The sequence below is a fragment of the Streptomyces liliifuscus genome (assembly GCF_016598615.1).
GTDB classification, from domain to species: Bacteria; Actinomycetota; Actinomycetes; order Streptomycetales; family Streptomycetaceae; genus Streptomyces; species Streptomyces liliifuscus.
In genome coordinates, this window is record NZ_CP066831.1 from 6,400,677 (window position 1) to 6,418,522 (window position 17,846).

General features: G+C 70.2%; 29 protein-coding genes. 12 read left to right on the top strand and 17 right to left on the bottom strand.

The annotated features are described in order from the left end of the window. Nucleotides 1-12: 12 nt before the first annotated feature. Together JEQ17_RS27525 and JEQ17_RS27530 are read left to right on the top strand one after the other, a co-directional pair. Complete coding sequence (locus tag JEQ17_RS27525; RefSeq protein WP_200397700.1) at nucleotides 13-1,152, top strand: barstar family protein; 1,140 nt, start codon at nucleotides 13-15, stop codon at nucleotides 1,150-1,152. 51 nt (nucleotides 1,153-1,203) lie between these two features. Further along, on the top strand, nucleotides 1,204-1,770 hold the full coding sequence (locus JEQ17_RS27530; RefSeq protein ID WP_200397701.1) for an SMI1/KNR4 family protein: 567 nt from the start codon (nucleotides 1,204-1,206) through the stop codon (nucleotides 1,768-1,770). Nucleotides 1,771-1,801: 31 nt separating this feature from the next. Here the strand turns inward: JEQ17_RS27530 and JEQ17_RS27535 are convergent, their stop codons facing one another. Next, on the bottom strand, nucleotides 1,802-3,097 hold the full coding sequence (locus tag JEQ17_RS27535; protein ID WP_200397702.1) for an APC family permease: 1,296 nt from the start codon (nucleotides 3,095-3,097) through the stop codon (nucleotides 1,802-1,804). A 178-nt stretch (nucleotides 3,098-3,275) separates the two neighbouring features. Here JEQ17_RS27535 and JEQ17_RS27540 point away from each other — a divergent pair, with 178 nt between their 5' ends. The 8 genes from JEQ17_RS27540 (at nucleotide 3,276) to JEQ17_RS27575 (ending at nucleotide 7,091) form a co-directional block, all read left to right on the top strand. Beyond that, complete coding sequence (locus JEQ17_RS27540; protein WP_189844531.1) at nucleotides 3,276-3,542, top strand: GlsB/YeaQ/YmgE family stress response membrane protein; 267 nt, start codon at nucleotides 3,276-3,278, stop codon at nucleotides 3,540-3,542. Between the two features lie 365 nt (nucleotides 3,543-3,907). Continuing rightward, nucleotides 3,908-4,186: a hypothetical protein gene (locus JEQ17_RS27545; RefSeq protein ID WP_200397703.1), complete on the top strand. Its 279-nt coding sequence runs from the start codon at nucleotides 3,908-3,910 to the stop codon at nucleotides 4,184-4,186. Continuing rightward, a complete protein-coding gene (locus JEQ17_RS27550) occupies nucleotides 4,183-4,560 on the top strand; it encodes a DUF6907 domain-containing protein (protein ID WP_200397704.1) in 378 nt (125 codons plus the stop codon). The genes JEQ17_RS27545 and JEQ17_RS27550 overlap by 4 nt, the downstream gene beginning before the upstream one ends. Continuing rightward, nucleotides 4,557-5,384 (top strand): hypothetical protein, encoded by an 828-nt coding sequence (locus JEQ17_RS27555; RefSeq protein WP_200397705.1) that lies wholly within the window; start codon nucleotides 4,557-4,559, stop codon nucleotides 5,382-5,384. Before JEQ17_RS27550 ends, JEQ17_RS27555 begins: the two co-directional genes overlap by 4 nt. Next, nucleotides 5,381-5,527 (top strand): hypothetical protein, encoded by a 147-nt coding sequence (locus JEQ17_RS27560; RefSeq protein WP_200397706.1) that lies wholly within the window; start codon nucleotides 5,381-5,383, stop codon nucleotides 5,525-5,527. The genes JEQ17_RS27555 and JEQ17_RS27560 overlap by 4 nt, the downstream gene beginning before the upstream one ends. Nucleotides 5,528-5,537: 10 nt before the next feature. Continuing rightward, nucleotides 5,538-6,050, top strand: a complete 513-nt coding sequence (locus JEQ17_RS27565; RefSeq protein ID WP_200397707.1) for a hypothetical protein — start codon at nucleotides 5,538-5,540, stop codon at nucleotides 6,048-6,050. Beyond that, nucleotides 6,050-6,388, top strand: a complete 339-nt coding sequence (locus JEQ17_RS27570) for a hypothetical protein (protein ID WP_200397708.1) — start codon at nucleotides 6,050-6,052, stop codon at nucleotides 6,386-6,388. The genes JEQ17_RS27565 and JEQ17_RS27570 overlap by 1 nt, the downstream gene beginning before the upstream one ends. 268 nt (nucleotides 6,389-6,656) lie before the next feature. Further along, nucleotides 6,657-7,091, top strand: coding sequence for a type II toxin-antitoxin system CcdA family antitoxin (locus JEQ17_RS27575; RefSeq protein ID WP_200397709.1), 435 nt, complete (start codon nucleotides 6,657-6,659; stop codon nucleotides 7,089-7,091). 138 nt (nucleotides 7,092-7,229) lie between these two features. Here JEQ17_RS27575 and JEQ17_RS27580 read toward each other — a convergent pair whose 3' ends face one another. From JEQ17_RS27580 to JEQ17_RS27655, 16 genes are all read right to left on the bottom strand, one after another. Beyond that, complete coding sequence (locus JEQ17_RS27580; protein ID WP_200397710.1) at nucleotides 7,230-7,424, bottom strand: hypothetical protein; 195 nt, start codon at nucleotides 7,422-7,424, stop codon at nucleotides 7,230-7,232. Continuing rightward, entirely contained in the window at nucleotides 7,424-7,627 is a 204-nt protein-coding gene (locus tag JEQ17_RS27585; RefSeq protein WP_200397711.1) for a hypothetical protein, read from the bottom strand. The genes JEQ17_RS27580 and JEQ17_RS27585 overlap by 1 nt, the downstream gene beginning before the upstream one ends. Nucleotides 7,628-7,739: 112 nt before the next feature. Further along, complete coding sequence (locus JEQ17_RS27590; RefSeq protein WP_200397712.1) at nucleotides 7,740-8,942, bottom strand: helix-turn-helix domain-containing protein; 1,203 nt, start codon at nucleotides 8,940-8,942, stop codon at nucleotides 7,740-7,742. A 130-nt stretch (nucleotides 8,943-9,072) separates the two neighbouring features. Further along, nucleotides 9,073-9,861, bottom strand: coding sequence for a hypothetical protein (locus tag JEQ17_RS27595; RefSeq protein ID WP_200397713.1), 789 nt, complete (start codon nucleotides 9,859-9,861; stop codon nucleotides 9,073-9,075). After that, nucleotides 9,848-10,096 (bottom strand): hypothetical protein, encoded by a 249-nt coding sequence (locus tag JEQ17_RS27600; RefSeq protein WP_200397714.1) that lies wholly within the window; start codon nucleotides 10,094-10,096, stop codon nucleotides 9,848-9,850. Before JEQ17_RS27600 ends, JEQ17_RS27595 begins: the two co-directional genes overlap by 14 nt. Further along, a complete protein-coding gene (locus tag JEQ17_RS27605; RefSeq protein WP_200397715.1) occupies nucleotides 10,041-10,487 on the bottom strand; it encodes a helix-turn-helix domain-containing protein in 447 nt (148 codons plus the stop codon). The genes JEQ17_RS27600 and JEQ17_RS27605 overlap by 56 nt, the downstream gene beginning before the upstream one ends. Beyond that, a complete protein-coding gene (locus JEQ17_RS27610; protein ID WP_200397716.1) occupies nucleotides 10,474-10,749 on the bottom strand; it encodes a hypothetical protein in 276 nt (91 codons plus the stop codon). Before JEQ17_RS27610 ends, JEQ17_RS27605 begins: the two co-directional genes overlap by 14 nt. Next, nucleotides 10,746-11,036, bottom strand: a complete 291-nt coding sequence (locus tag JEQ17_RS27615; RefSeq protein ID WP_200397717.1) for a hypothetical protein — start codon at nucleotides 11,034-11,036, stop codon at nucleotides 10,746-10,748. The genes JEQ17_RS27610 and JEQ17_RS27615 overlap by 4 nt, the downstream gene beginning before the upstream one ends. After that, nucleotides 11,036-11,395, bottom strand: coding sequence for a helix-turn-helix domain-containing protein (locus JEQ17_RS27620; RefSeq protein ID WP_200397718.1), 360 nt, complete (start codon nucleotides 11,393-11,395; stop codon nucleotides 11,036-11,038). Before JEQ17_RS27620 ends, JEQ17_RS27615 begins: the two co-directional genes overlap by 1 nt. 71 nt (nucleotides 11,396-11,466) lie before the next feature. Then, a complete protein-coding gene (locus JEQ17_RS27625) occupies nucleotides 11,467-11,772 on the bottom strand; it encodes a hypothetical protein (protein WP_200397719.1) in 306 nt (101 codons plus the stop codon). 89 nt (nucleotides 11,773-11,861) lie between these two features. Beyond that, nucleotides 11,862-12,449, bottom strand: a complete 588-nt coding sequence (locus JEQ17_RS27630) for a hypothetical protein (RefSeq protein WP_200397720.1) — start codon at nucleotides 12,447-12,449, stop codon at nucleotides 11,862-11,864. 214 nt (nucleotides 12,450-12,663) lie between these two features. Continuing rightward, nucleotides 12,664-13,641 carry an AAA family ATPase gene (locus JEQ17_RS27635; protein ID WP_200397721.1) on the bottom strand — a complete coding sequence of 326 codons (978 nt, stop codon included), beginning with the start codon at nucleotides 13,639-13,641 and terminating at the stop codon, nucleotides 12,664-12,666. After that, complete coding sequence (locus JEQ17_RS27640) at nucleotides 13,638-14,486, bottom strand: toprim domain-containing protein (protein WP_200397722.1); 849 nt, start codon at nucleotides 14,484-14,486, stop codon at nucleotides 13,638-13,640. The genes JEQ17_RS27635 and JEQ17_RS27640 overlap by 4 nt, the downstream gene beginning before the upstream one ends. Then, complete coding sequence (locus JEQ17_RS27645) at nucleotides 14,483-14,686, bottom strand: hypothetical protein (protein ID WP_200397723.1); 204 nt, start codon at nucleotides 14,684-14,686, stop codon at nucleotides 14,483-14,485. Before JEQ17_RS27645 ends, JEQ17_RS27640 begins: the two co-directional genes overlap by 4 nt. After that, nucleotides 14,683-15,573, bottom strand: coding sequence for a DUF6907 domain-containing protein (locus tag JEQ17_RS27650; protein WP_200397724.1), 891 nt, complete (start codon nucleotides 15,571-15,573; stop codon nucleotides 14,683-14,685). The genes JEQ17_RS27645 and JEQ17_RS27650 overlap by 4 nt, the downstream gene beginning before the upstream one ends. 120 nt (nucleotides 15,574-15,693) lie before the next feature. Further along, nucleotides 15,694-15,909 (bottom strand): helix-turn-helix transcriptional regulator, encoded by a 216-nt coding sequence (locus JEQ17_RS27655; protein WP_234048390.1) that lies wholly within the window; start codon nucleotides 15,907-15,909, stop codon nucleotides 15,694-15,696. Nucleotides 15,910-16,002: 93 nt separating this feature from the next. Here JEQ17_RS27655 and JEQ17_RS27660 point away from each other — a divergent pair, with 93 nt between their 5' ends. Beyond that, on the top strand, nucleotides 16,003-16,476 hold the full coding sequence (locus JEQ17_RS27660; RefSeq protein WP_200397725.1) for a helix-turn-helix domain-containing protein: 474 nt from the start codon (nucleotides 16,003-16,005) through the stop codon (nucleotides 16,474-16,476). Continuing rightward, nucleotides 16,469-17,827, top strand: coding sequence for a tyrosine-type recombinase/integrase (locus JEQ17_RS27665; RefSeq protein ID WP_200397726.1), 1,359 nt, complete (start codon nucleotides 16,469-16,471; stop codon nucleotides 17,825-17,827). Before JEQ17_RS27660 ends, JEQ17_RS27665 begins: the two co-directional genes overlap by 8 nt. Nucleotides 17,828-17,846 lie beyond the last annotated feature (19 nt).

Here is a 17,846-nt window from a genome sequence, read left to right on the forward strand (position 1 = left end):
GCGGCTCCGGAGGTGGAGCCGCCGAAGTACGCCCTCGCGGCGTACGGCGCCGAGGACGAGGCCGACGAGATCTGGGCCCTGTGCGCGGACGCCGAGAACCTCTTCGGCGATCCGCCGCCTCCCGCGCGCGGGACGTACGAACTGATCGGCTGCACCCCCGAGGGGGAGCTGAGCGAGGCCCTCACGCGCGCGCGTGCCGACGGCTCGGCTCCCCTCGGCACCCTCACCCTGGAGATCCTCGACAAGGAGGGCGCACAGGTCGAGGAGTGGTCCCTGGAGGACGTACGTGTCCTCGGCGACCGTCCGTGCGCGCGTGACCTGTCGCTGCGCGACATCACGATCGAGGCGAGCGAGTCCCCGGACAACCCGTACGACTATCCACAGTGCCCGCCGCTCTCCCCGGGCTACCGGCTGCTCGGTGCACAGAACGAACCATGGGGTGGCTGCCGGGACTTGGCGCACATCCTGGACGGGCAGCCGGATCTCGCCGAGCCGTCCGTACGGGTGCTCGGCTGCGCCCCGCGCGGAGCCCTCCAGGCGGCCCTGGACGCGGGGGAGGAGGACCTCGGACACACCAGGCTGATACGCCTCGACGACTCCGGCCGGACCGTCCAGTCCGCCGTCGAGGGCGAACTCGTCGCATGGATCCCGTCCGCGCGCGGCCGCGGCCTGGTGGACCTCACGCTCGAACCCTGGTCGGAACGGCCCCCGACCGCGGCCGAGGAGGTCTGGGAGCTGTGGGACGGCGGCCGCCCCACCGAGCCCGGTCTCTGGGCCCGGTGCGGCGCGGAGGGGCGCCGCCACTGGCTGAGCATGGCGCTGGACCATCACGAGCCGGACAGGCCCGACGCGGAAGCCGGCGGCACGTTCCACCTTGACGGCCGCAGCGTCATCGACCTGCCGGGATTCTTCTGCGCGCTGGGCGAGGCGGTGAACGGGCCCGGTGGCTATTTCGGTTGGGGGCCGGACGCGCTCGAGGACTGCCTCCGCGGCCGCTGGGGAACCCGGTGGCCCTTCACCCTCGTCTGGCACGACGCGGAGGTCGCCCGTACCTGCCTCGGCCTCGTCCCGCGCACAGGTCAGCGGCCCTGGACGTTTGAGGAACTCCTTGAATTCTTCGGGGAGAAGGGCATCGCCGTCCGCCTCGAATGAGGGTTGTCCACAGGCTGCCCGAATGTCAGTGGCGACCTGCATCATGAATGCATGACCGAGATCGAGCAGCTGCTGGCACGTGTCTCCGCAGAGGCGCGCAACTCCCGGCCGTGGGGCTGGCCTTCGCTCCCCGAGCCCGTGGACGCGGCGACGCTGGCCCGCGCGGAGTCCACCCTGGGCTTCGCGGTCCCGCCGCTGCTCGCCGCCCTCTATCTGCGGATAGGCGACGGAGGATTCGGCCCGGAGTACGGCCTGCTTCCCCTGCTCGACAGCCCGCCGTCCGGCGAGCCCGCCGTCGTCGCGCAGTACCTCGCCCATTGCGAGAGCGGCCGCAAGGACCCCGAATGGCCCTGGCCCGAGGGCGTCCTGCCGATATCCCACTGGGGCTGCGGCATGTACGCCTGCGTGGACTGCCGCACCCCCGACTCCACCGTCCTCCTCTTCGAGCCCAACGCGGACGAGGCCGACCACGCCTGGTACGTGGACGCGCCCACCCTCACGGCCTGGCTCCACACCTGGCTCGACGGCACGGGCTGGTACGACGAGTCCCACGACGGCGCGGATCTGGAGCCGTGGGGAGACTTCCGCATACGCACGGGAGTGGCGCGGGCTCAGTAGAGGGCGCGCCTGTCCCTTCAGGGGCTCAGCCTCAGTGCTCAGCGCGGGACAGCCGTCTCCTCACCCCATACGCGACCGCTCCCAACCCCAACACGCCCATTCCTACGACCACCGACACCCACGGCAACGCGAAAGCCAAGGTCATACACCCCGCCAGCCCCACCACTGGCGCAACCCGGGACACGACCTTCGAACTCAGCGTCCAGGCCGCCGCGTTGGCGATCGCGTAGTACACCAGCACCCCGAAGGAGGAGAAGCCGACAGCACCCCGCACATCCACCGTCGCGGCCACCACCACGACCACCGCTCCGACGGCCAACTCCGCCCGATGAGGCACCTGGAAGCGCGGATGCACGGCGGCCAGCGCGCCCGGGAGATGCCCGTCGCGGGCCATCGCCAGCGTCGTCCGTGACACCCCCAGGATCAGCGCGAGAAGGGAGCCGAGCGCTGCCACGGCGGCGCCCACCCGTACGACCGGGACGAGTTCCGGCACACCCGCGGCGCGCACCGCGTCGGCCAGTGGCGCCGTCGCCCGACCGAGCCCGCCCGACCCCAACACGGAGAGGGCAGCCACCGCGACAGCCGCGTACACCACCAGCGCGATGCCCAGCGCGAGCGGGATCGCGCGCGGAATGGTGCGCGCGGGATCCCGTACCTCCTCGCCCAGCGTCGCGATCCGCGCGTACCCGGCGAAGGCGAAGAACAACAGGCCGGCCGCCTGAAGCACGCCGCCCACACCTCCGGAGACCCCCACGTCCAGTCGCCCGGCGTCGGAGTTCGCTGAGGTGAGAGACACGACGACCACGGAAGCGAGGACACCGAGGACCACCGCCACGATCGCCCGCGTCAGCCACGCGGACTTCTGGACACCGCCGTAGTTCACCGCGGTCAGCACCACCACGGCCCCGACGGCCACGGCATGTGCCTGCTCCGGCCAGACGTACGCGCCCACGGTGAGCGCCATCGCCGCACACGAGGAGGTCTTGCCGACGACGAACGACCAGCCCGCCAAGTACCCCCAGAACTCCCCGAGCCGCTCCCGCCCGTACACGTACGTCCCGCCCGACGCGGGGTAGCGGGCTGCGAGGCGCGCCGACGCCGTCGCGTTGCAGTAGGCGACGACGGCGGCGATGCCAAGGCCGAGGAGAAGCCCGGACCCGGCGGCCCGTGCCGCGGGCCCCAGCGCGGCGAAGATTCCCGCACCGACCATCGAGCCGAGGCCGATGACAACGGCGTCGCCGACGCCGAGCGTCCGCTTCAGCTCCGCCGTGCGCTGCGGCGCTCCGGGCTGGGTCGAACCGGTTCGGCCTGAATCGGGCTGTGCCATGGGTCGCACCCTACTGATCAGTGCAACCGGTCACCGCCGCGCCGACGTCCTTCCCGGCAACAGCAAACGAACAAGCGAGCAAACAAGCGCGCGATCAGCGGCACGAGAGCGGCATGAACACAGCCTGGCCGGAGCAAGATCACAGCACAGGCACAGCACGGAGAGGCAGGTTCACGGCATGGGCATCATCAGCTGGATCATCCTGGGGCTGTTGGCCGGAGCCATCGCCAAATTCCTGCTGCCGGGCCGTGATCCCGGCGGCTTCATCGGCACGACGCTGATAGGCGTCGCGGGCGCGTTCATCGGCGGCTGGATATCGGCCCGTTGGCTGGACCACCCGGTGGCCAAGGACTTCTACGACGGCGCCACCTGGGCCGCCGCGATCGGTGGCTCGCTCGTCCTGCTGATCGCCTACCGCCTCCTGTTCGGCAACTCGCGCAACTGAACGCGCGCCCCCGAGACCGCGGCCAGCAGGCGAGAAGGGTGGGCACCGGCGGTGCCCACCCTTCCTCGTGCCGTCTTACGTACGCGCAACGAGCACGCGGTCACCGGTAGTTGACGTACCGCTTACTTGAGCCTCTGACCTGCACGTGACCCCTGGAAGGGGGGTTGACGTGCGGAAACTACTGTCAGTACTTGCCGCTGTTGCACAGCGTTATTCGGTGCCTTGTGCCCTGACTGTGCCCTCGCGTGCCCGCGGTCCTCCGACTCCGCTCTGTCTGGAATTCCAGACAGAGCGGCGCCGCCCGATGCTCCACACATCGAACGGCGCCTTGATCCAGATCCTTCGGTATCAAGGAGTCCAGACCCATGCGTGACCTTACCGAGCTGGACGGCGTACGCGATCTCCTCGCGGCCGTCCTCGAAGCGCTCGACATCCCCTATCCCGCGACCGTCGGCGACCGCGAGACGCACGACCGGATCCTCAACGACCGCGTGGTCCAGGCGAAGATCGCCCTCCGCAGCGCGCTGGAGGAGCACCCGCTCGGCATCGAGTGGACGACCCAGTACTTGCGCGAGCAGCTGGCCGAGCTTCCGCCCACCGGCTACCAGCACTACGCCGCCAAGGGTGCGGGGGCCGGACGATGACCGAGGCCCGCACCGTCACTCTGCAGACTCTCGACGCCGGTGAGGTCACCCTCCCTGAGCCGTCCTGGTGTGTGGGTCATGCCGACCACCAGCCCGACAACTACCGAGCCGACATCCTCCACCAGGGCGAAGACGTCGTCCTCACCTTCCGCGGCCACTTCATCACGGACGCCGGTCTCGTGCAGTCGCCGTTCGCGACCCACGCGAGCCCGGGGCTCGGCGGCCGTACGACCGGGGTGTCGGTCTCCGTCATCGCCCGGACCCTCGACCCGGCCGGCCTCTACTCGCTGGCGGCCTCGCTCGACGGCTACGCGGACCGGCTGCGCGACATGGCCGACCAGCTCTCCGCGATCCTCGCCGGAGGTGCGGAGTGAAGCGCCGCGATCCTCTCCTCTGGGCTGCCCTGGTGGCGGTCCTCGTCGTTCTCGCCTCGGCCGAGTACCACCTCGCCGTCGCGTGCGGCTTCGGAACCTATGTCGCGGCCGGCGTGCCGGCGGCCCTGGACATCTACGCGATCGCTGCGCTGAGGGCCCGTCGTGACGTCCTGATGGTCGTGGCCGTGCTGATCGCGGTGAACGCGGCGAGCCACCTCGTTGAGGTCGGGCTCCTGCCCGTGAACGTGCCCCTCGTTGTCTCGGTCTCGGCGATCGCCCCGCTCGTCCTGTGGCGCGTCCACCGGCTCAGCGAGAGCAACGCGGACCAGTCCGCATTGCCCGTCCCGGAACCATCCGCGGTCCGGACGGAACTGGGGCCGGAACCGGTTCCGATCGAGGCGGAACCAGCGGAACCGATCACCGTCGAGCGGGCAACCCCGGTCGAGACGGCCGTGGTTGACGCTGCCCCCGTCGGGCCCGTCCTCGGCCCCTGGACGCCCGTGGCGGAACTCGCGGGCGGAACCGGCGGAACCGTCATCGACCTGCGGCTTCCCAAGGGCTACCGGGCGGCTGGGCCCCTCGGCGGAACCGAGGCGGAACCGGCACCGGAACCAGTTCCGCCCGTAGTTCCGCCCACCGGAACCGGCGCCGCGGACATCGAGACGATCGACAGCAGCAACACGACCTTCGCGGCCCGTGTCGGCGTCGTACGCGAGTGGCTCCGCGAGGACCCGGAACTCACCGGAACCGAGATCGGAACCAGGCTCGGCGTATCCGATGGATACGGCAGGCGCCTCCTGCGGACCGCGCGGGACGACTCGTGATCTTCGTGTGCCTCTTCGCCGGCTCCGCGCTCCTCGCGCTGTTCGGCCTCTGCGCCGTCGCGCTCCACGACGTCCCCAAGATCACGGGCACCGTCGCCTTCATCGTCACCCTCGCCGCGCTCGGCGTGGCCATGTACCGCTGAGGACCCACCCATGAACTACATCACCTACGGCGGCGTGACCGTCGGCCTCATGATCCTCGGCTACCAACTCACCATCTGGTACCCCGGCCGCAAGCAGCTCATGAAGGACCCGGTCAAGCACGCGGCCCGGCTGCTCCCGTTCCTCCTCTCATGGGCGTACGGCTGCCTCACCACCCTCGGTGTCGGTGGCGCGGTCGGCTGGGTCTCCGGCGCGGTCCTCGGGCTGTCCAACTGGCTCGGCGACGTCGCCCTCGTCTGGGGTGTCGGCGGGAGCGGCGGGCAGTCGGCCGCGCGCGCCACGTACCTCCCTCTGTCCGGCAACGGTCTCGGCATCGTGCTCATCCTCACCGCCTGCTTCATCGCGGCCGTGAAGAAGTCCGGCGATGACCAGTCCAAGACCCTGAAGCTCGGCGCCTGGTGCGGCATCACCCTCGGCACCTCCGCGGGGGTCGCCGGGTTCGCCGCGGTGCCGCTCGCGCAGGTGGCGAACTGGCTCGGCGACAACACGTACGGACAGATCTGATGGGCGCGAAGAAGCGGCCGGCCGTCGAGCCGGAGGAGCCGTCGAGGGCGGCCGGGGCGTGCGTCCTGGTCGTCCTGGGGGCGGTCGCCGCCGCTGCGGTGTTCGCCGTCTCGCCGACCGCTGGAGTGCTCGCGGTGTGGATGGTCGGGGCGTTCGCGCTGTGGCGGGCCGCGCGCCGTATGTCCGATTCGCGAGCCACTCCCCCACCGAGAGGGGTTGCCCCCGATTCCGATGAAGATGCACGTCGCAGGCGTGCGCAGGCGAGAGGGGCTACGGACCCGAACGGGGTTATGTGCATCGTCCACGAACCTGCCGAGGAGGAGGTGGACGAGACGTGATCGCGCGCCTGTTGGCCGTCCTCCGTATCGACTCCCGCACCTACTACTGCGCGTCCTGCGGGGGCTGGTACCCGATCAGCCACTTCTGCGAGTGACCCGCTTGTGCAACTAGTTGCACTACAGTCGTAGTTGCCCGCCCACGACATACGAACGGCCCCGAGGGTCAGACACTTCGGGGGCCGTTCTGCTGCCCACCTTGAGGATTACACACGCGTTGTGTAATGTCGGTTGTGTAAGCGTTACACAACAGTGCGGGGGCGCCATGCGCATGAACATCTCCGTCCCAGACGAGCTTGCCGAGCGCGTTCGGGCCCGTGACCTGCCGATCTCCTCGATCTGCCAGGACGCCCTACGCAAGGCCGTAGAGCTGGACGAGAAGAAGGAGCGGACTATGCCCGACCTCGAAGCCGTAGTGGAGCGCCTGCGGGGCACGCAATACGGCGAGAAGCAGCGTGCCATTGAAGAGGGTCACCAGCTGGGCATCCTCTGGGCGAAGCAGTGGGCCACTGCGGAAGAGCTGCGCGAGGTTGCCGAGGCCGACCTCATCGGCTTCCAGCAGTTCATGATGCGGCGCGACACGAGCACCGAGGAGTTCTACAAAGAGGTCGATCACACCGCCAGCCGGGAGTACGGGCACGAGCAGCTGGACGGCTTCAAGGCGGGTGCCGAGGAGGTCTGGGAGACGGTGAAGGACCTCCTCTGAAGGCTCCAATAACGGCCCCGACGTCTTCCTGAGGTGGCGTCGGGGCCGTTCTGTTGCGCGAGCGCGGAGACGCGTACGCGAACGCGCGGGACCCGGTCCGGCCGCCTTACGCCTGGGGTGCGCGACCGGACCGGGCGTCTACCGCGGGAGTGCCCGCCATGCTTCCCATATGCCCTGCGCCACGTCGCACCGCCGGTTGCCGTAGTCGCAGTCCGGGCACTGCATGGAGTGATCCATGTAGGCGCGGAACGTCTTCTGCTTCTGCGAGAACTCGGAGTCCGTGGTCCGCGGTGACCCGCTGGACGTGTCGCGCCACTCGGACCGGTCGCCCATCACGAGGCGCCCTCAGTGTGCTTGGGGTGGTTGCGCATCTCGACCTCGCAGGTCGTCGCAGCCTTGACGTTCCCGGCTCGCTCGAACCGGATGCGGTCCCTCTCCAACGTCGCACACACATCACAGCCCGGCGCCGGCCGAGGCGGCCGGGTCGGATCCGGCAGGCTGACGGGCGGTTCCGGCGCGGTCTGCTGGGTGGTCATCACGGCTCCAGGAACAGACGGTGTGGGTACCGTCACATCCTGCCGACCTGGCAAGGCCCCAGCGTTGACAGGCTGGCAACACCCAGAGCCTTGACCAGCAGCGGGCCGCGCGCTACACGCCGCACCAGTTCGCGAACTCCAACAGGTCCCCGGACGCCTTCGCCCGCGCCCGCAGCAGCGTGGCAACCGTCTCGTGCACCCCCGGGTGGTACCGGGTCTGCTGCGGCGCCGCCTTCCTCGCCCGCCCCAGCGAGGCGAACGCGTCCTCATGCCGTGCCGTCCACGTCTCCGCCCGCGCCCGGTCCACCCAGTAGTGCCCGGCCCGGGCCTCCGGGTAGTCCTCCGGCAGCTGGACCTTGCGTGCCTTCTCCAGCGCGCGAGCGTGCTTGTCCCGGTCGGACGACGCGGACATGGCATGGATCACCACGTTCACGGGGCCGAACACCAGCCCGTAGTCCCGGGTCTCCCCGGTCCGTTTCGCGATCTCCTCGGCCTCCCCCAGCCACTCATCCGCGCCGGCCGTGTCCCCCCGACGGCTGGAGAGAATGGCCGCCTTCAAATGCAGCGCGCCCCGCACCGCTCGCGTGGCCTGCTCTCCGTCGTCGTCCAAATCTCGCAGCGCCTGTTGGACGAGGAGCACACCGCGGTCATGGCGGGCGGCGTCCGCCATCAGCTGCGCGCGGTCCCACCGCTCGATGGCAACCTGCCGCGGGTCACCGGACCCGGGGGCGGCGACGGCCATGCGGGCGAGCGCCAGCCGGGCAAGGTCCAGGAAGCCGATCTGGCGGCCGACCACGTACACGGTGCGGCACAGCTCGGCCTGCAGCCACGCCGCCCGCTCCAGGGCGTACCCGGGCGACTGCGTCAGCACGTGGGCGTTCACTTCGGCGAGCAGCGACGGGATTTCGTGGGCGATCTCGATGTACTCGGCTCGCGCGCGCTGCCCGTTCAACGCCGTCACCGTCGCCTCCAGTGTGGCGAGCGGGCGGGGCGGCGGGTCGCCCTGGCCGAGCGGGATGTCCCAGTCGTCGAGGGCGACGCTGATCGGCGTTATCAGCCGGTCGAGCTGGTCGGCCTGCAACTGGTGGATGTAGGGCTGGCCGTGGAGGACGGAGATACTCACGGACAGGGCGCGGGCGACGGCTGAGACGATGGCGGGGCTGGCCTGGCGGTGGCCGTTGATGATGCGGGAGAGCATCGACGGGGATACGTGGGCGCGGCGGGCGAGTTCCCTGAGGGAGTAGCCGCGGAGGGCGCTCACTTCCTCGATGCGCGCCCCGATTCCGCCGGTGTCTAGGCGAGTTGGGTGTGGCATGCTGGCTCCGTTCTGACCTCGACACTCAGAACGGTACGCCGATCGGCCCCCGCAAGTAGTGGGGGCCGTCGTGCTGTTGACGGTCGGGGCATGAGTTGAGGCCCCCTCGAACCTCAACCATGCTTCAGGATCAGCCCTCGACGTCCTCGCGGAGCGGCTCACGGCCCTGCTGCGAACCCCTCGTCTGGGCCGTGGTGTTGCGTGCCTGCGCCCACTCCTCCGGCGTCGCCCGCCACGCATCGGCCAGGCCCGGGATCTTCTCCCCGAGCTGTCGTACGACGCTGTCCGGCATCGGGAGCCGGGCACCCAGGTGCACGGTGTTGGGATCGCCGGACAGCGTGGTCAGCAGGGCCGCGCACGCAAGGTCGATGCTCGACAGGGAGGACACGCTCCCCTGCCCGCGCTCGGGGTCCCGCATGGTGATGTGCCTGCGGTCGCCGCGGGCCCGGTACCGGTCGAACAGGGGCCATGCGCCCGGGTCGTCGAGGGTGCCGGCCGCTTTGGACAGCTCGCCGTTGAGGGCCTCCAGCTTGCTGCCCGCGGAGTCGATGCGGGCATTGCGGGCGTTGACCTCGTCGACGAGCCGGGCGACACCCTCGCGGATGGTTACGACGGCGTCCACGATCGGGGCGGTGTCGTCGGCGTCGAGGAGGCTCCGGGCGTCCTCCACTGCCTTGGTGCAGCGTGCGTGCCGGTCGGCCTTGACCGCGTCGGCCAGCTTCCGCTCGGCCGCGGTGACGCGAAGCGAGGCGAGATCGGCAAGTTGGCGCTGCGCCCCGAGCTGCTCGGCGGTGACGTCCTCGCCTTCGCGTACTCGCTCGGCCAGTTCCTCGATCAGCGCGGCGGCCTCGGCGGCCTCCGTACGGGCCGTCTCCAGCCGCTCTTGGGCCTGCTCGGGGGTGAGGTCAGGCTGCAGCATCGTTGCCCGCCTCCTGCGCCTGACGGGCGACGTGCGCGGCAACCATCTGCCTGCGGTGAGGGCTGAGTGCCTGCCATCCGGCAGTTCCATGCAAGGCGGCGTCGGCTTCGAGCTGCTGCTCGCGTGCCTCGCGCTCCGGGCGGGCCGCTTCGTCGGCGGCGGCCTGCTTGGCGACCCTGTCAGCTTCGATCGCGACGAGCAGGCTCGTCGGTCGGTGTGTGTCCTGGCTCCCCATTGGGCGCCCTCCCGTGCCGGTAGTCGTCGAGGGCGGTGCGCTCGATGACCCAGCCGCCCGGGATGCGTTGCGCGGGGATGCGGCCGGCGTGGCAGAGGCGCCGTACGTATCGGGGGTTGCACCCGAGGACGTCGGCGGCCTCTGCCACCCCCATCACCCTTGCTGTGTCCACGGTGGCGGGAGCGGGAGTTGAGGTGCCGGATACGGCACCTGAGGCGGCCTGGTGGAGGTCGCGGAGGAGGGTGCGGGCTTCGGGTGTGATGGCGCCGCCGTCGGCCCGGGTGCGGTCGGAGAGGTGGAGTACGACCGCGGAGAACACGACCGCGGCGAGGGAGCGCGGGACGACGACCATGCCCTCAGTGGTGCTGAGCCCATCGTCAGCCGTCGCCATCGGCCGGCCCGTCATCCGCAGCGAGGCCGAGCAGCCGCCACTGCAACCGGGCAGTAAGCCGGTCCGCGATCTCAGGGTCACGAGGGTCCCGGCCGGCCGTGAGCCCCCGCAGGGCGAGCGCGGCCAGGCCCACGACGACATCCCCGAGAACGTCGTCGTCGAGGTCTTCGAGGAGCGGGTCAACGTCGGTGACCCGTCCCTCGGCTACGGCCGCCATCAGGGCCCACACGCGGGCCTGGACGTCGCGGCCCGGGGCGGTCACGGCCGCACCCCCGTGACGGCCTGTTTGGCGGCGAGGACGACGGTCTGTCCGATCAGGCCCAGTTCCTTGTCCGGCTCGGCGGTTGCGAGGAGTTCGAGGATCGGTCCGCGGGGCTGCTCGGCGTCGGGGTCGTGGAGCCAGCCGAGGGTGTCGGTGACGATGTGGAAGACGTCGCCGAAGTCGAGGGAGAAGCGGCGGCCCCTGGAGGTGCGGAAGTGCATCCGGTTGGCGTCGTACCGGGCTTCGAGGGCAGCGACGCGGGCCGCGTAGCGGGTGAGGCGGGCCATCAGTGGTGGTCCTGCCGGTCGGCTTCCAATGCGGTGAGACGCTCTTCCAGGTCGAGGGACTCACGCAGCGACAGACATGCGTCGAGGAGAACCTTCGCGGCCTGGACGCGGGCCTGCCCCTTCTCTGTGGTGAGGGCGTCGACGAGGGTGTCCACGGCCTTTGTGGAGGCGGCGGCGAGTCTCCCCACGGCGAGGCGCAGGAGGGCCGTACGGGTCGCGTCGACGTCGTGGCGGAAGTCGTCGTCCTCCAGCCAGCGCAGGACCGTGCGGGCGGATACGCCAGCCTCGGTGGCGGCCTGGCCGTTGGTCTGGCCCTGTGCGAGGGCGAGGACCGCGGCGGGCTTGTTCGTAGTGGTCATGGGGGTGTCCTCCGTGGTGTGCTGGGGGCGGCCGGGCCCGAATCCCGCGGGCCCGGCCTATGTCGTGCGGGTCAGACGTTCACGCCAGCGCCGGCCAGGAACTCGGCCCGCTTGACGGGGTCCTGGAGTTCGCGGGCGGAGGCCACCTGCAACTCGTGCAGCCGCGTGGCGTCGTCCTGGTGGTCCGCGCACAGGGTGACCCGGTAGGTGCTGCTCTCAGTCGGCCGCTGCTGGTCAATGGTGATGCGGACGGCGGTGACACCGGGCTTGCCACAGTCGCCGTGCGAGACGGTGCACTCGCCGGTGGTGACGGGGATGGTCTGGACGGTGAACGTGGTGTCGCGGGCGTCTCCGAGGGCGATGACGGTTTCGATCACGGTGGTGCTCCTTCGGGTTGGCCGGCTGTCGGGTGACGGCCGGAAGTCTGTGGTCCTCGCGGGCGCGCGCGAGACGAGAGCCGCCGCGATCAGACAGGCAGGGCCGCGACCATCCGCATGGCTGCTACCTGCTGGCCGACAATCCGGTCGGGCATGGCGTCGACGTAGTTCTGGAGGCAGATCCGGCATGGCTTGCCAGCAGGCGGGCGCGCTTTCCGGTGTCGGCAGCGTTCGGCGATCAGTTGCTCGAAGCGGCGGGAGGTGGCCTGTCGCTGCTTGCGCTCGTCGTCGGTGACCTCTGCGACGGGGATGCCGAGGGAGGCCGCGAGGGCGGCGCAGGCGGGCGTGACGGGTGGCTTCACTCGGAGTTGTCCGGGGCACTGGCCGCGGACCCAGGTGAGGATGTGGCGGCCGAGGCCGAGACGTCGAACTTCGGGGCGGACGTAGAGGAGTTCAACCGCCTTGTGTCGCGGGTCCGCGGCGCAGAGGGCGACGGGGACGTTCGCCGCGTAGACGAGGAGGGTGCGGAGGTACGGGGCGACGGGGAAGCCGTCGGCGTCGCGTCCTGTGCGCTCGAACTCTTCGTGGAGGTAGCCGCGGAAGAGGTCGGTGACGTGCTGGATGTGGCGGTCGTGGAAGGGGTCGAAGAGTTCGTACCGGAGCCGGTTGGTGGTCATGGCGTCCTCCGTGGCGCCTGCGGCGTGCGCCGTCCACGGGGCCCCTGGGGGCCCGTACCACCCAAGGGCCCCCGTAGGGGTACCACGTGGAACGGTGGAACATCGCAGGTCAGATGGGGTGAGGTCGGCGGGTGGAACGCGAAAACCGTTCCACCTAGCCATTTCTGCAGGTCAGATTGGTGGTACAGGTTGGCGGAACGGTGGAACAGGCCGGTCATGAATCGGTCCCGTCGAGGGCGTCCCACTCGTTGCGGTGCTCATCGATGGCCCGCTGGACAGTGGTCTGTGCAGAGCCCGTCAGCTTGGCCAGTTCCCGCACGGACGGCCTCTCGCCGAGCTGCTGGCAGTAGTCGACGATCCGGGCCCACAGAAGGTCTCGATCGCGGGTGAGAGGCGTCCACGGCCACGCTCCGCCGCGCTGGAGGACTGCGGGCCAGTCGCGTTCGTCGCGCTGTCCGCGCCAGTGTTGGATCTGGCCGGTGTCTCCGAGGTGGAGGCCGAACTCCGGCCACCGCACCCACAGTGAGGCGCCGTACGGACGGAGCGGGCGCTTGCCGCCGTTGGAGGCGTGCGGCTGGTGGGCCTCCAGGAAGACCGCGCACCCGTACTTCGTACGCAGCTTGTCGAGCCAGGAGGCGACGAGGCGGGCCGGGCCTTCCTCGGTCGGGTCGCCGGCCGCCATCTTGTACGAGGGGCCGGTGATCAGGACGTCGGGACGGGCCGCGGCCACCTCGGCTTCGAGGACCTCTCCGTCTCCTTCGGTGAGGTCGAGGCCCTCGGAGCGGACCGCGATGGTCATGTCGCCCTTGTACCGGCTGTCTGCGGCCAGGTAGAGCGGGTGGATCTTGCGGTGGATCTGGCGCTTGGTGTTCTCCAGGTCGAAGAGCAGCACGCGCAGGGGAGGGAACTCCGGCCCGCCGAAGGGGTGGATGCCGGAGGCGAGTTGGACGCCCATCTGACGCAGCAGCGTGGACTTGCCCTTGCCCTCGGCGCCCGTGAGGATCATGCGGTCCTGGCGCTCCAGGAGTCCGGGGACGAGCCAATCAGGTTCCGGCGGGACCTGGTCCAGGAACTCGGACAGCTCCACACCGATGACCCGTGGGCCTTCGGCCGGAGTCGCCGGGTCGCCGTTGGGCAGCACGAGGCCGCTCGACTCGGCAGCGACGTTGGGCAGCCACATGGGCCCGGTCACTCGGTCACCGCCGGGTCCGCGGGGTGCGGGACCGGTGCCCATACCTGTACGAACTCGGCGTCCTTGTGGCCGGCGGCGAAGTGGTCGTACGCGTCCTTGCCGGTCTTGGCCTGGACGACGTAGACCGTGCGGGCGAGCCCCTGGAGGGTCTCGACGACGGCCTTCGCGTGCTTCTGGCCCGGCTCGTCTCGGTCGGCGACGATGGTGACGTCCGCGCCTTCGAAGTACGCGGCGTGCTCCGTCGTCCACTTCCCGGATCCGGCCGCGTTGCAGGTGGCCGGGAGACCGTGCTCGACGAGCGCGTGGACGTCCTTCTCGCCCTCCGCGATCCAGATCACGCGGTCCGCCTGCTTGGCCTCCAGCAGCTCGGGGAGCCGGTACGGGACCGTTCGTACGAGCCGCTTGCCCTGCTCGTCGTTGAGGGACCAGCGGCGGCCGGAGCGGTTGCTGTCGTCGGGCCGCCACTGGGCGAAGCACTTGTGATCGCAGCGGGTCACGCCGTGGACGACGTTGCCCTTCTCGTCGCGGTAGACGTACTGGGCGATGCGCTTGTGCCCGTGTTTCTGGCACGGCACCCAGGTGTCGTCTGCGGGCCGCTCCCGCTCGGGAAGCGGCTCGTCGAAGAGGTCGGCCTCGGTCATGCCGAGCGCGGCGAGGAAGTCGGCGTTCCCCTCGCACTTGTGGCAGTACACGACCGCGCCGCCGTTGTTGCCGCGCCGGATGGCCACGGTTCCTTCGGCGTCCCCGTCGTGGCATACGCCTTGGGCGCGGAGGGCGCCGCCGCTGTACCGGTGTTGGATGCCGAGTTCGGTGACCTTGTCGGCGATCCGGTTGTAGGCGATCACGTGGTGCGGTCCTTGCGGTCGGGGGCGAAGCGGCGCCGGAGCTCCCACAACTGCCAGCCACGGGCGGACAGTCGGCGGACCTCGGCTCTCACCTCGCGCAGGGAAAGGCCGTACGGGTTGTTCAGGAGCGGTGACCGCCTACGGGAGGGCCCCGGCGCCGCGGTGGCGCCGGGGTTCCCGGTGGGGGTGCGGGAGGTCACTCGCCGGCCTCGGCGCGGACCTGGACGAGGCGGGTCTGCAGCTTCTTCAGCTCGGCCAACTGGCCCTCGACCGTGCCGATGAAGGCGGCCAGTGCGTCCGGACCCATCGGGCGGGTCCACAGGCCGTCGACGACCTCGACCTTCACGTGCGGGACGCGCTCGGCCTCACCCAACTCGGAGTCCGGGATGACGCCGAGCTGGGCGGACAGAAGGCGGCGCGGCTCGTACTTCTCGAACTCCTCGGTGGCCTCGATGGTCCGCTCCTGGCCCCACGCCTGGTGGTAGATGTCCGAGGGGGCCGCGGTGAGGTACTGGTCCATCTCGTGGCTGTTCTCGCACCAGGGGGTGCAGGTGACGGAGACCGTGGCGCGGTCGCCCTGGCGGGTGTAGGTCCAGGTGCGGGGCTCGGCCGGTGTGACGGGTTCGTTGCTGGCCATGACCTTGTCGGCCAGGGCGTCGGCCACGTCGAGGAGGCGCCGGAGTTCGGCGGTCTTCGGCCGGATCTCCTCCGGGGCGAAGTCCTCCTCGCCGATGCAGACGACGGGCTCGCTGGCGCCGAGCCGCTCGTCGCTGAACTGGACGAACGCGATGTCGAGGAGACGCCCGCCGCTCTTGTCGAGGACCTCGTGGTCGTGGTTGGAGTGGTCGTAGTGCCCGAGTTCGGTGTCGGCGCAGACGCCGGGCCACACGGTGCACATGCCGGCCGCGCTGCTGGTGGCGTGCGCGCGGGCGCCGTCGTTGAGGAGTCCGGCGATGTGCCGGTCCGCGGACTCGACCGCGAGCCGGTCGGCGTCCGCGGAGAGCTGGCCGACGGCTCCGGAGACGAGGTACGGCACGCGACCGGAAAGCGCGGTGGCGTTCTTGGGAAGGGTGGTCGTACGCTTCACGTGAAGCTCCTTTCGACGGCGGCGCATACGGGTTAGGGCCCGCGCCGCCGTTCGGCTTGTCTGGTCGATTGGGTTGCTTCATGGCCCTCAGCTGGATTGGCGTCCTGCTGAGGGCCGCTTCTATGCGGCGATCGTCTGGGAGTCGAGCCACTGCTCGACGTCCGACCAGCGGGCCCGGAGGTGGCGGCCGACCTTGATGAGCTTCGGGCCGCCTCCGCGGCTGGACCACTGGTAGACGGTGCCGAGCGGGACGCCGCAGAACTCGGCGATCTCCTGCGGCTTTGCGAGCGGGCGGCGAGCGGCCGTGGCGCTCTGAGTTCGGGCAGTGCGAGTCACGAGCACTCCTTGTGCTTCACAGACACTGTTGCTGTCTGTTGAGCAGCATGCCAGAGCTTGCCACTGATGTCTAGCTGTGCGATTCTGTGTCTCGTGAGCACACCCCCGGAGGACATCAAGGGCGTCATGGAAGTGGTCCGTGCACGCGTCAAGGAACTGCGAGGCCGCAAAGGCTGGAGCGGCGCCGACCTGGGCAAGGAGCTATCGGCCCTGGGAGTTCCCTGGAATCGATCCGTGGTCGCCAACTTCGAGAGCGGCCGACGCCCCGCGGTGAGCGTGCAGGAGCTGCTCGCTCTCGCACTCGTCCTGGACGTGTCGCCGAACAGCCTGTTGGTTCCGCTGTATTCGGAGCCCTACCAGGTGACGCCGGAGGGCACTGAGCCTCAGAACTCCGGCGATGTCTGGATGTGGATGAGAGGACAGCAGCCGCTCCCCGGTACGTCAGCGGCCGGCACTCGCCTCTACTTCGCCGAGGTGCCTACGCAGGTAGGGCGCGGTGAGCGCGATCCCGTCACTGGCCTCTACGAGTGGTACGAGAAGATCGATCGGGAGGGCGGGGATGGCTAGCGTCTACGACCGGTGGCACCTCTCTCGCCCGAAGAAGGGCGCCGAGCCGTGCACTGAGCACAGCAGCAAGACCCGCGTCCTCGTGCCCAGCAAGGACCACGGCAAGGGCAAGCGCTGGCAGGTCCGTTGGCGCGACGCGGCGGGGGAGCAGCAGAAGGAGAACTTCGCCAAGCGCAGCCAGGCCGACAACCGCGCGGACACGATCGGGGCCGATCTCGCACGCGGCCTCTACGTCGACCCCGCCGCGGGCAAGGAGAGCTTCCGGGCGGTCGCCGAGCGCTGGCGCACCTCGGCCGTACACCGCGACGGGACCGCGTCCCGCGTCGAGCGGGCCCTACGGCTGCACATCTACCCGACGTTCGCGGACCGGCCGATCGTCACGATCCGACCCTCGGAGGTGCAGGCGTGGGTCAAGGACCGGTCCCAGGTCCTCGCGCCGTCCACGCTGCGGGTGACGTTCGCCTACCTGGTCACCGTGATGCACACCGCCGTGCGGGACCGGACGATCGCGTTGAACCCGTGCGCCGGCATCAAGCTGCCGGAGGTCCGCCGAGTCGAGATCGTGCCCCTGGAGCCCGACGCTGTGCGCGCGCTGATCGAGGCCGCGACGCCCCGGTACCGCGCGATGATCCTGCTCGCCGCGGCCTCCGGGCTGCGACAGGGCGAGATCTTCGGGCTGGAGGTCGACTGCATCGACTTCCTTCGCCGCGAAGTGGCGGTGCGACAGCAGCTCATCACCCCCGACAAGGACACCGACGCCGAAGGGGACGAGCCGCCCGAGCCGTACCTCGGTGAACCGAAGACGCACGAGAGCTACCGCACGGTGCCGTTGGCCGCCTCGGCGCTCGATGCCCTCGCGGCGCACCTCCAGCTGCACCCGGCGATCACGGTGGAGATCGAGGACAAGACCGACCCGCGGAAGCCGAAGCGTCGCAAGGCGCAGATGCTGTTCACCAGCGACCGCAACGAGGTGATCCGGCGGGCCAATTGGTCGTACGTCTGGGAGCGCATGGAGGAGAGGGCGAACGAGGCCCTCGGCAAGGCCTACGCGGAGGCGTACGCGGCATGGGTGCAGGGCGGCCGGCGCGAGGGCGACGAGCCCGCGCTCGTCCGGGTGCCGGACGGCGCGAGCATGCACGACCTGCGTCACTTTTACGCGTCGCTGCTCATCAGGAACCGAGAGGACGTGAAGACGGTGCAGGTGCGCCTCGGCCACTCGAAGCCGTCGATCACGCTCGACATCTACACGCATCTCTGGCCGAGCAAAGAGGACACAACGCGGGCCGCAGTTGAGGCGGTCCTCGGCGATGTGCCCGCGTTGTGCCCTCCGGCCGCAGCGATTTCGAGTTAGTGCAGCTCAGAGCGTTGTG

Coding starts and splice junctions, on each gene's coding strand:
- JEQ17_RS27530 (WP_200397701.1), top strand. CDS start 1,204: ATGACCGAGATCGAGCAGCTGCTGGCACGTGTCTCCGCAGAGGCGCGC.
- JEQ17_RS27535 (WP_200397702.1), bottom strand. CDS start 3,097: ATGGCACAGCCCGATTCAGGCCGAACCGGTTCGACCCAGCCCGGAGCG.
- JEQ17_RS27540 (WP_189844531.1), top strand. CDS start 3,276: ATGGGCATCATCAGCTGGATCATCCTGGGGCTGTTGGCCGGAGCCATC.
- JEQ17_RS27545 (WP_200397703.1), top strand. CDS start 3,908: ATGCGTGACCTTACCGAGCTGGACGGCGTACGCGATCTCCTCGCGGCC.
- JEQ17_RS27550 (WP_200397704.1), top strand. CDS start 4,183: ATGACCGAGGCCCGCACCGTCACTCTGCAGACTCTCGACGCCGGTGAG.
- JEQ17_RS27565 (WP_200397707.1), top strand. CDS start 5,538: ATGAACTACATCACCTACGGCGGCGTGACCGTCGGCCTCATGATCCTC.
- JEQ17_RS27570 (WP_200397708.1), top strand. CDS start 6,050: ATGGGCGCGAAGAAGCGGCCGGCCGTCGAGCCGGAGGAGCCGTCGAGG.
- JEQ17_RS27575 (WP_200397709.1), top strand. CDS start 6,657: ATGAACATCTCCGTCCCAGACGAGCTTGCCGAGCGCGTTCGGGCCCGT.
- JEQ17_RS27580 (WP_200397710.1), bottom strand. CDS start 7,424: ATGGGCGACCGGTCCGAGTGGCGCGACACGTCCAGCGGGTCACCGCGG.
- JEQ17_RS27585 (WP_200397711.1), bottom strand. CDS start 7,627: ATGACCACCCAGCAGACCGCGCCGGAACCGCCCGTCAGCCTGCCGGAT.
- JEQ17_RS27590 (WP_200397712.1), bottom strand. CDS start 8,942: ATGCCACACCCAACTCGCCTAGACACCGGCGGAATCGGGGCGCGCATC.
- JEQ17_RS27595 (WP_200397713.1), bottom strand. CDS start 9,861: ATGCTGCAGCCTGACCTCACCCCCGAGCAGGCCCAAGAGCGGCTGGAG.
- JEQ17_RS27600 (WP_200397714.1), bottom strand. CDS start 10,096: ATGGGGAGCCAGGACACACACCGACCGACGAGCCTGCTCGTCGCGATC.
- JEQ17_RS27605 (WP_200397715.1), bottom strand. CDS start 10,487: ATGGCGACGGCTGACGATGGGCTCAGCACCACTGAGGGCATGGTCGTC.
- JEQ17_RS27615 (WP_200397717.1), bottom strand. CDS start 11,036: ATGGCCCGCCTCACCCGCTACGCGGCCCGCGTCGCTGCCCTCGAAGCC.
- JEQ17_RS27620 (WP_200397718.1), bottom strand. CDS start 11,395: ATGACCACTACGAACAAGCCCGCCGCGGTCCTCGCCCTCGCACAGGGC.
- JEQ17_RS27630 (WP_200397720.1), bottom strand. CDS start 12,449: ATGACCACCAACCGGCTCCGGTACGAACTCTTCGACCCCTTCCACGAC.
- JEQ17_RS27665 (WP_200397726.1), top strand. CDS start 16,469: ATGGCTAGCGTCTACGACCGGTGGCACCTCTCTCGCCCGAAGAAGGGC.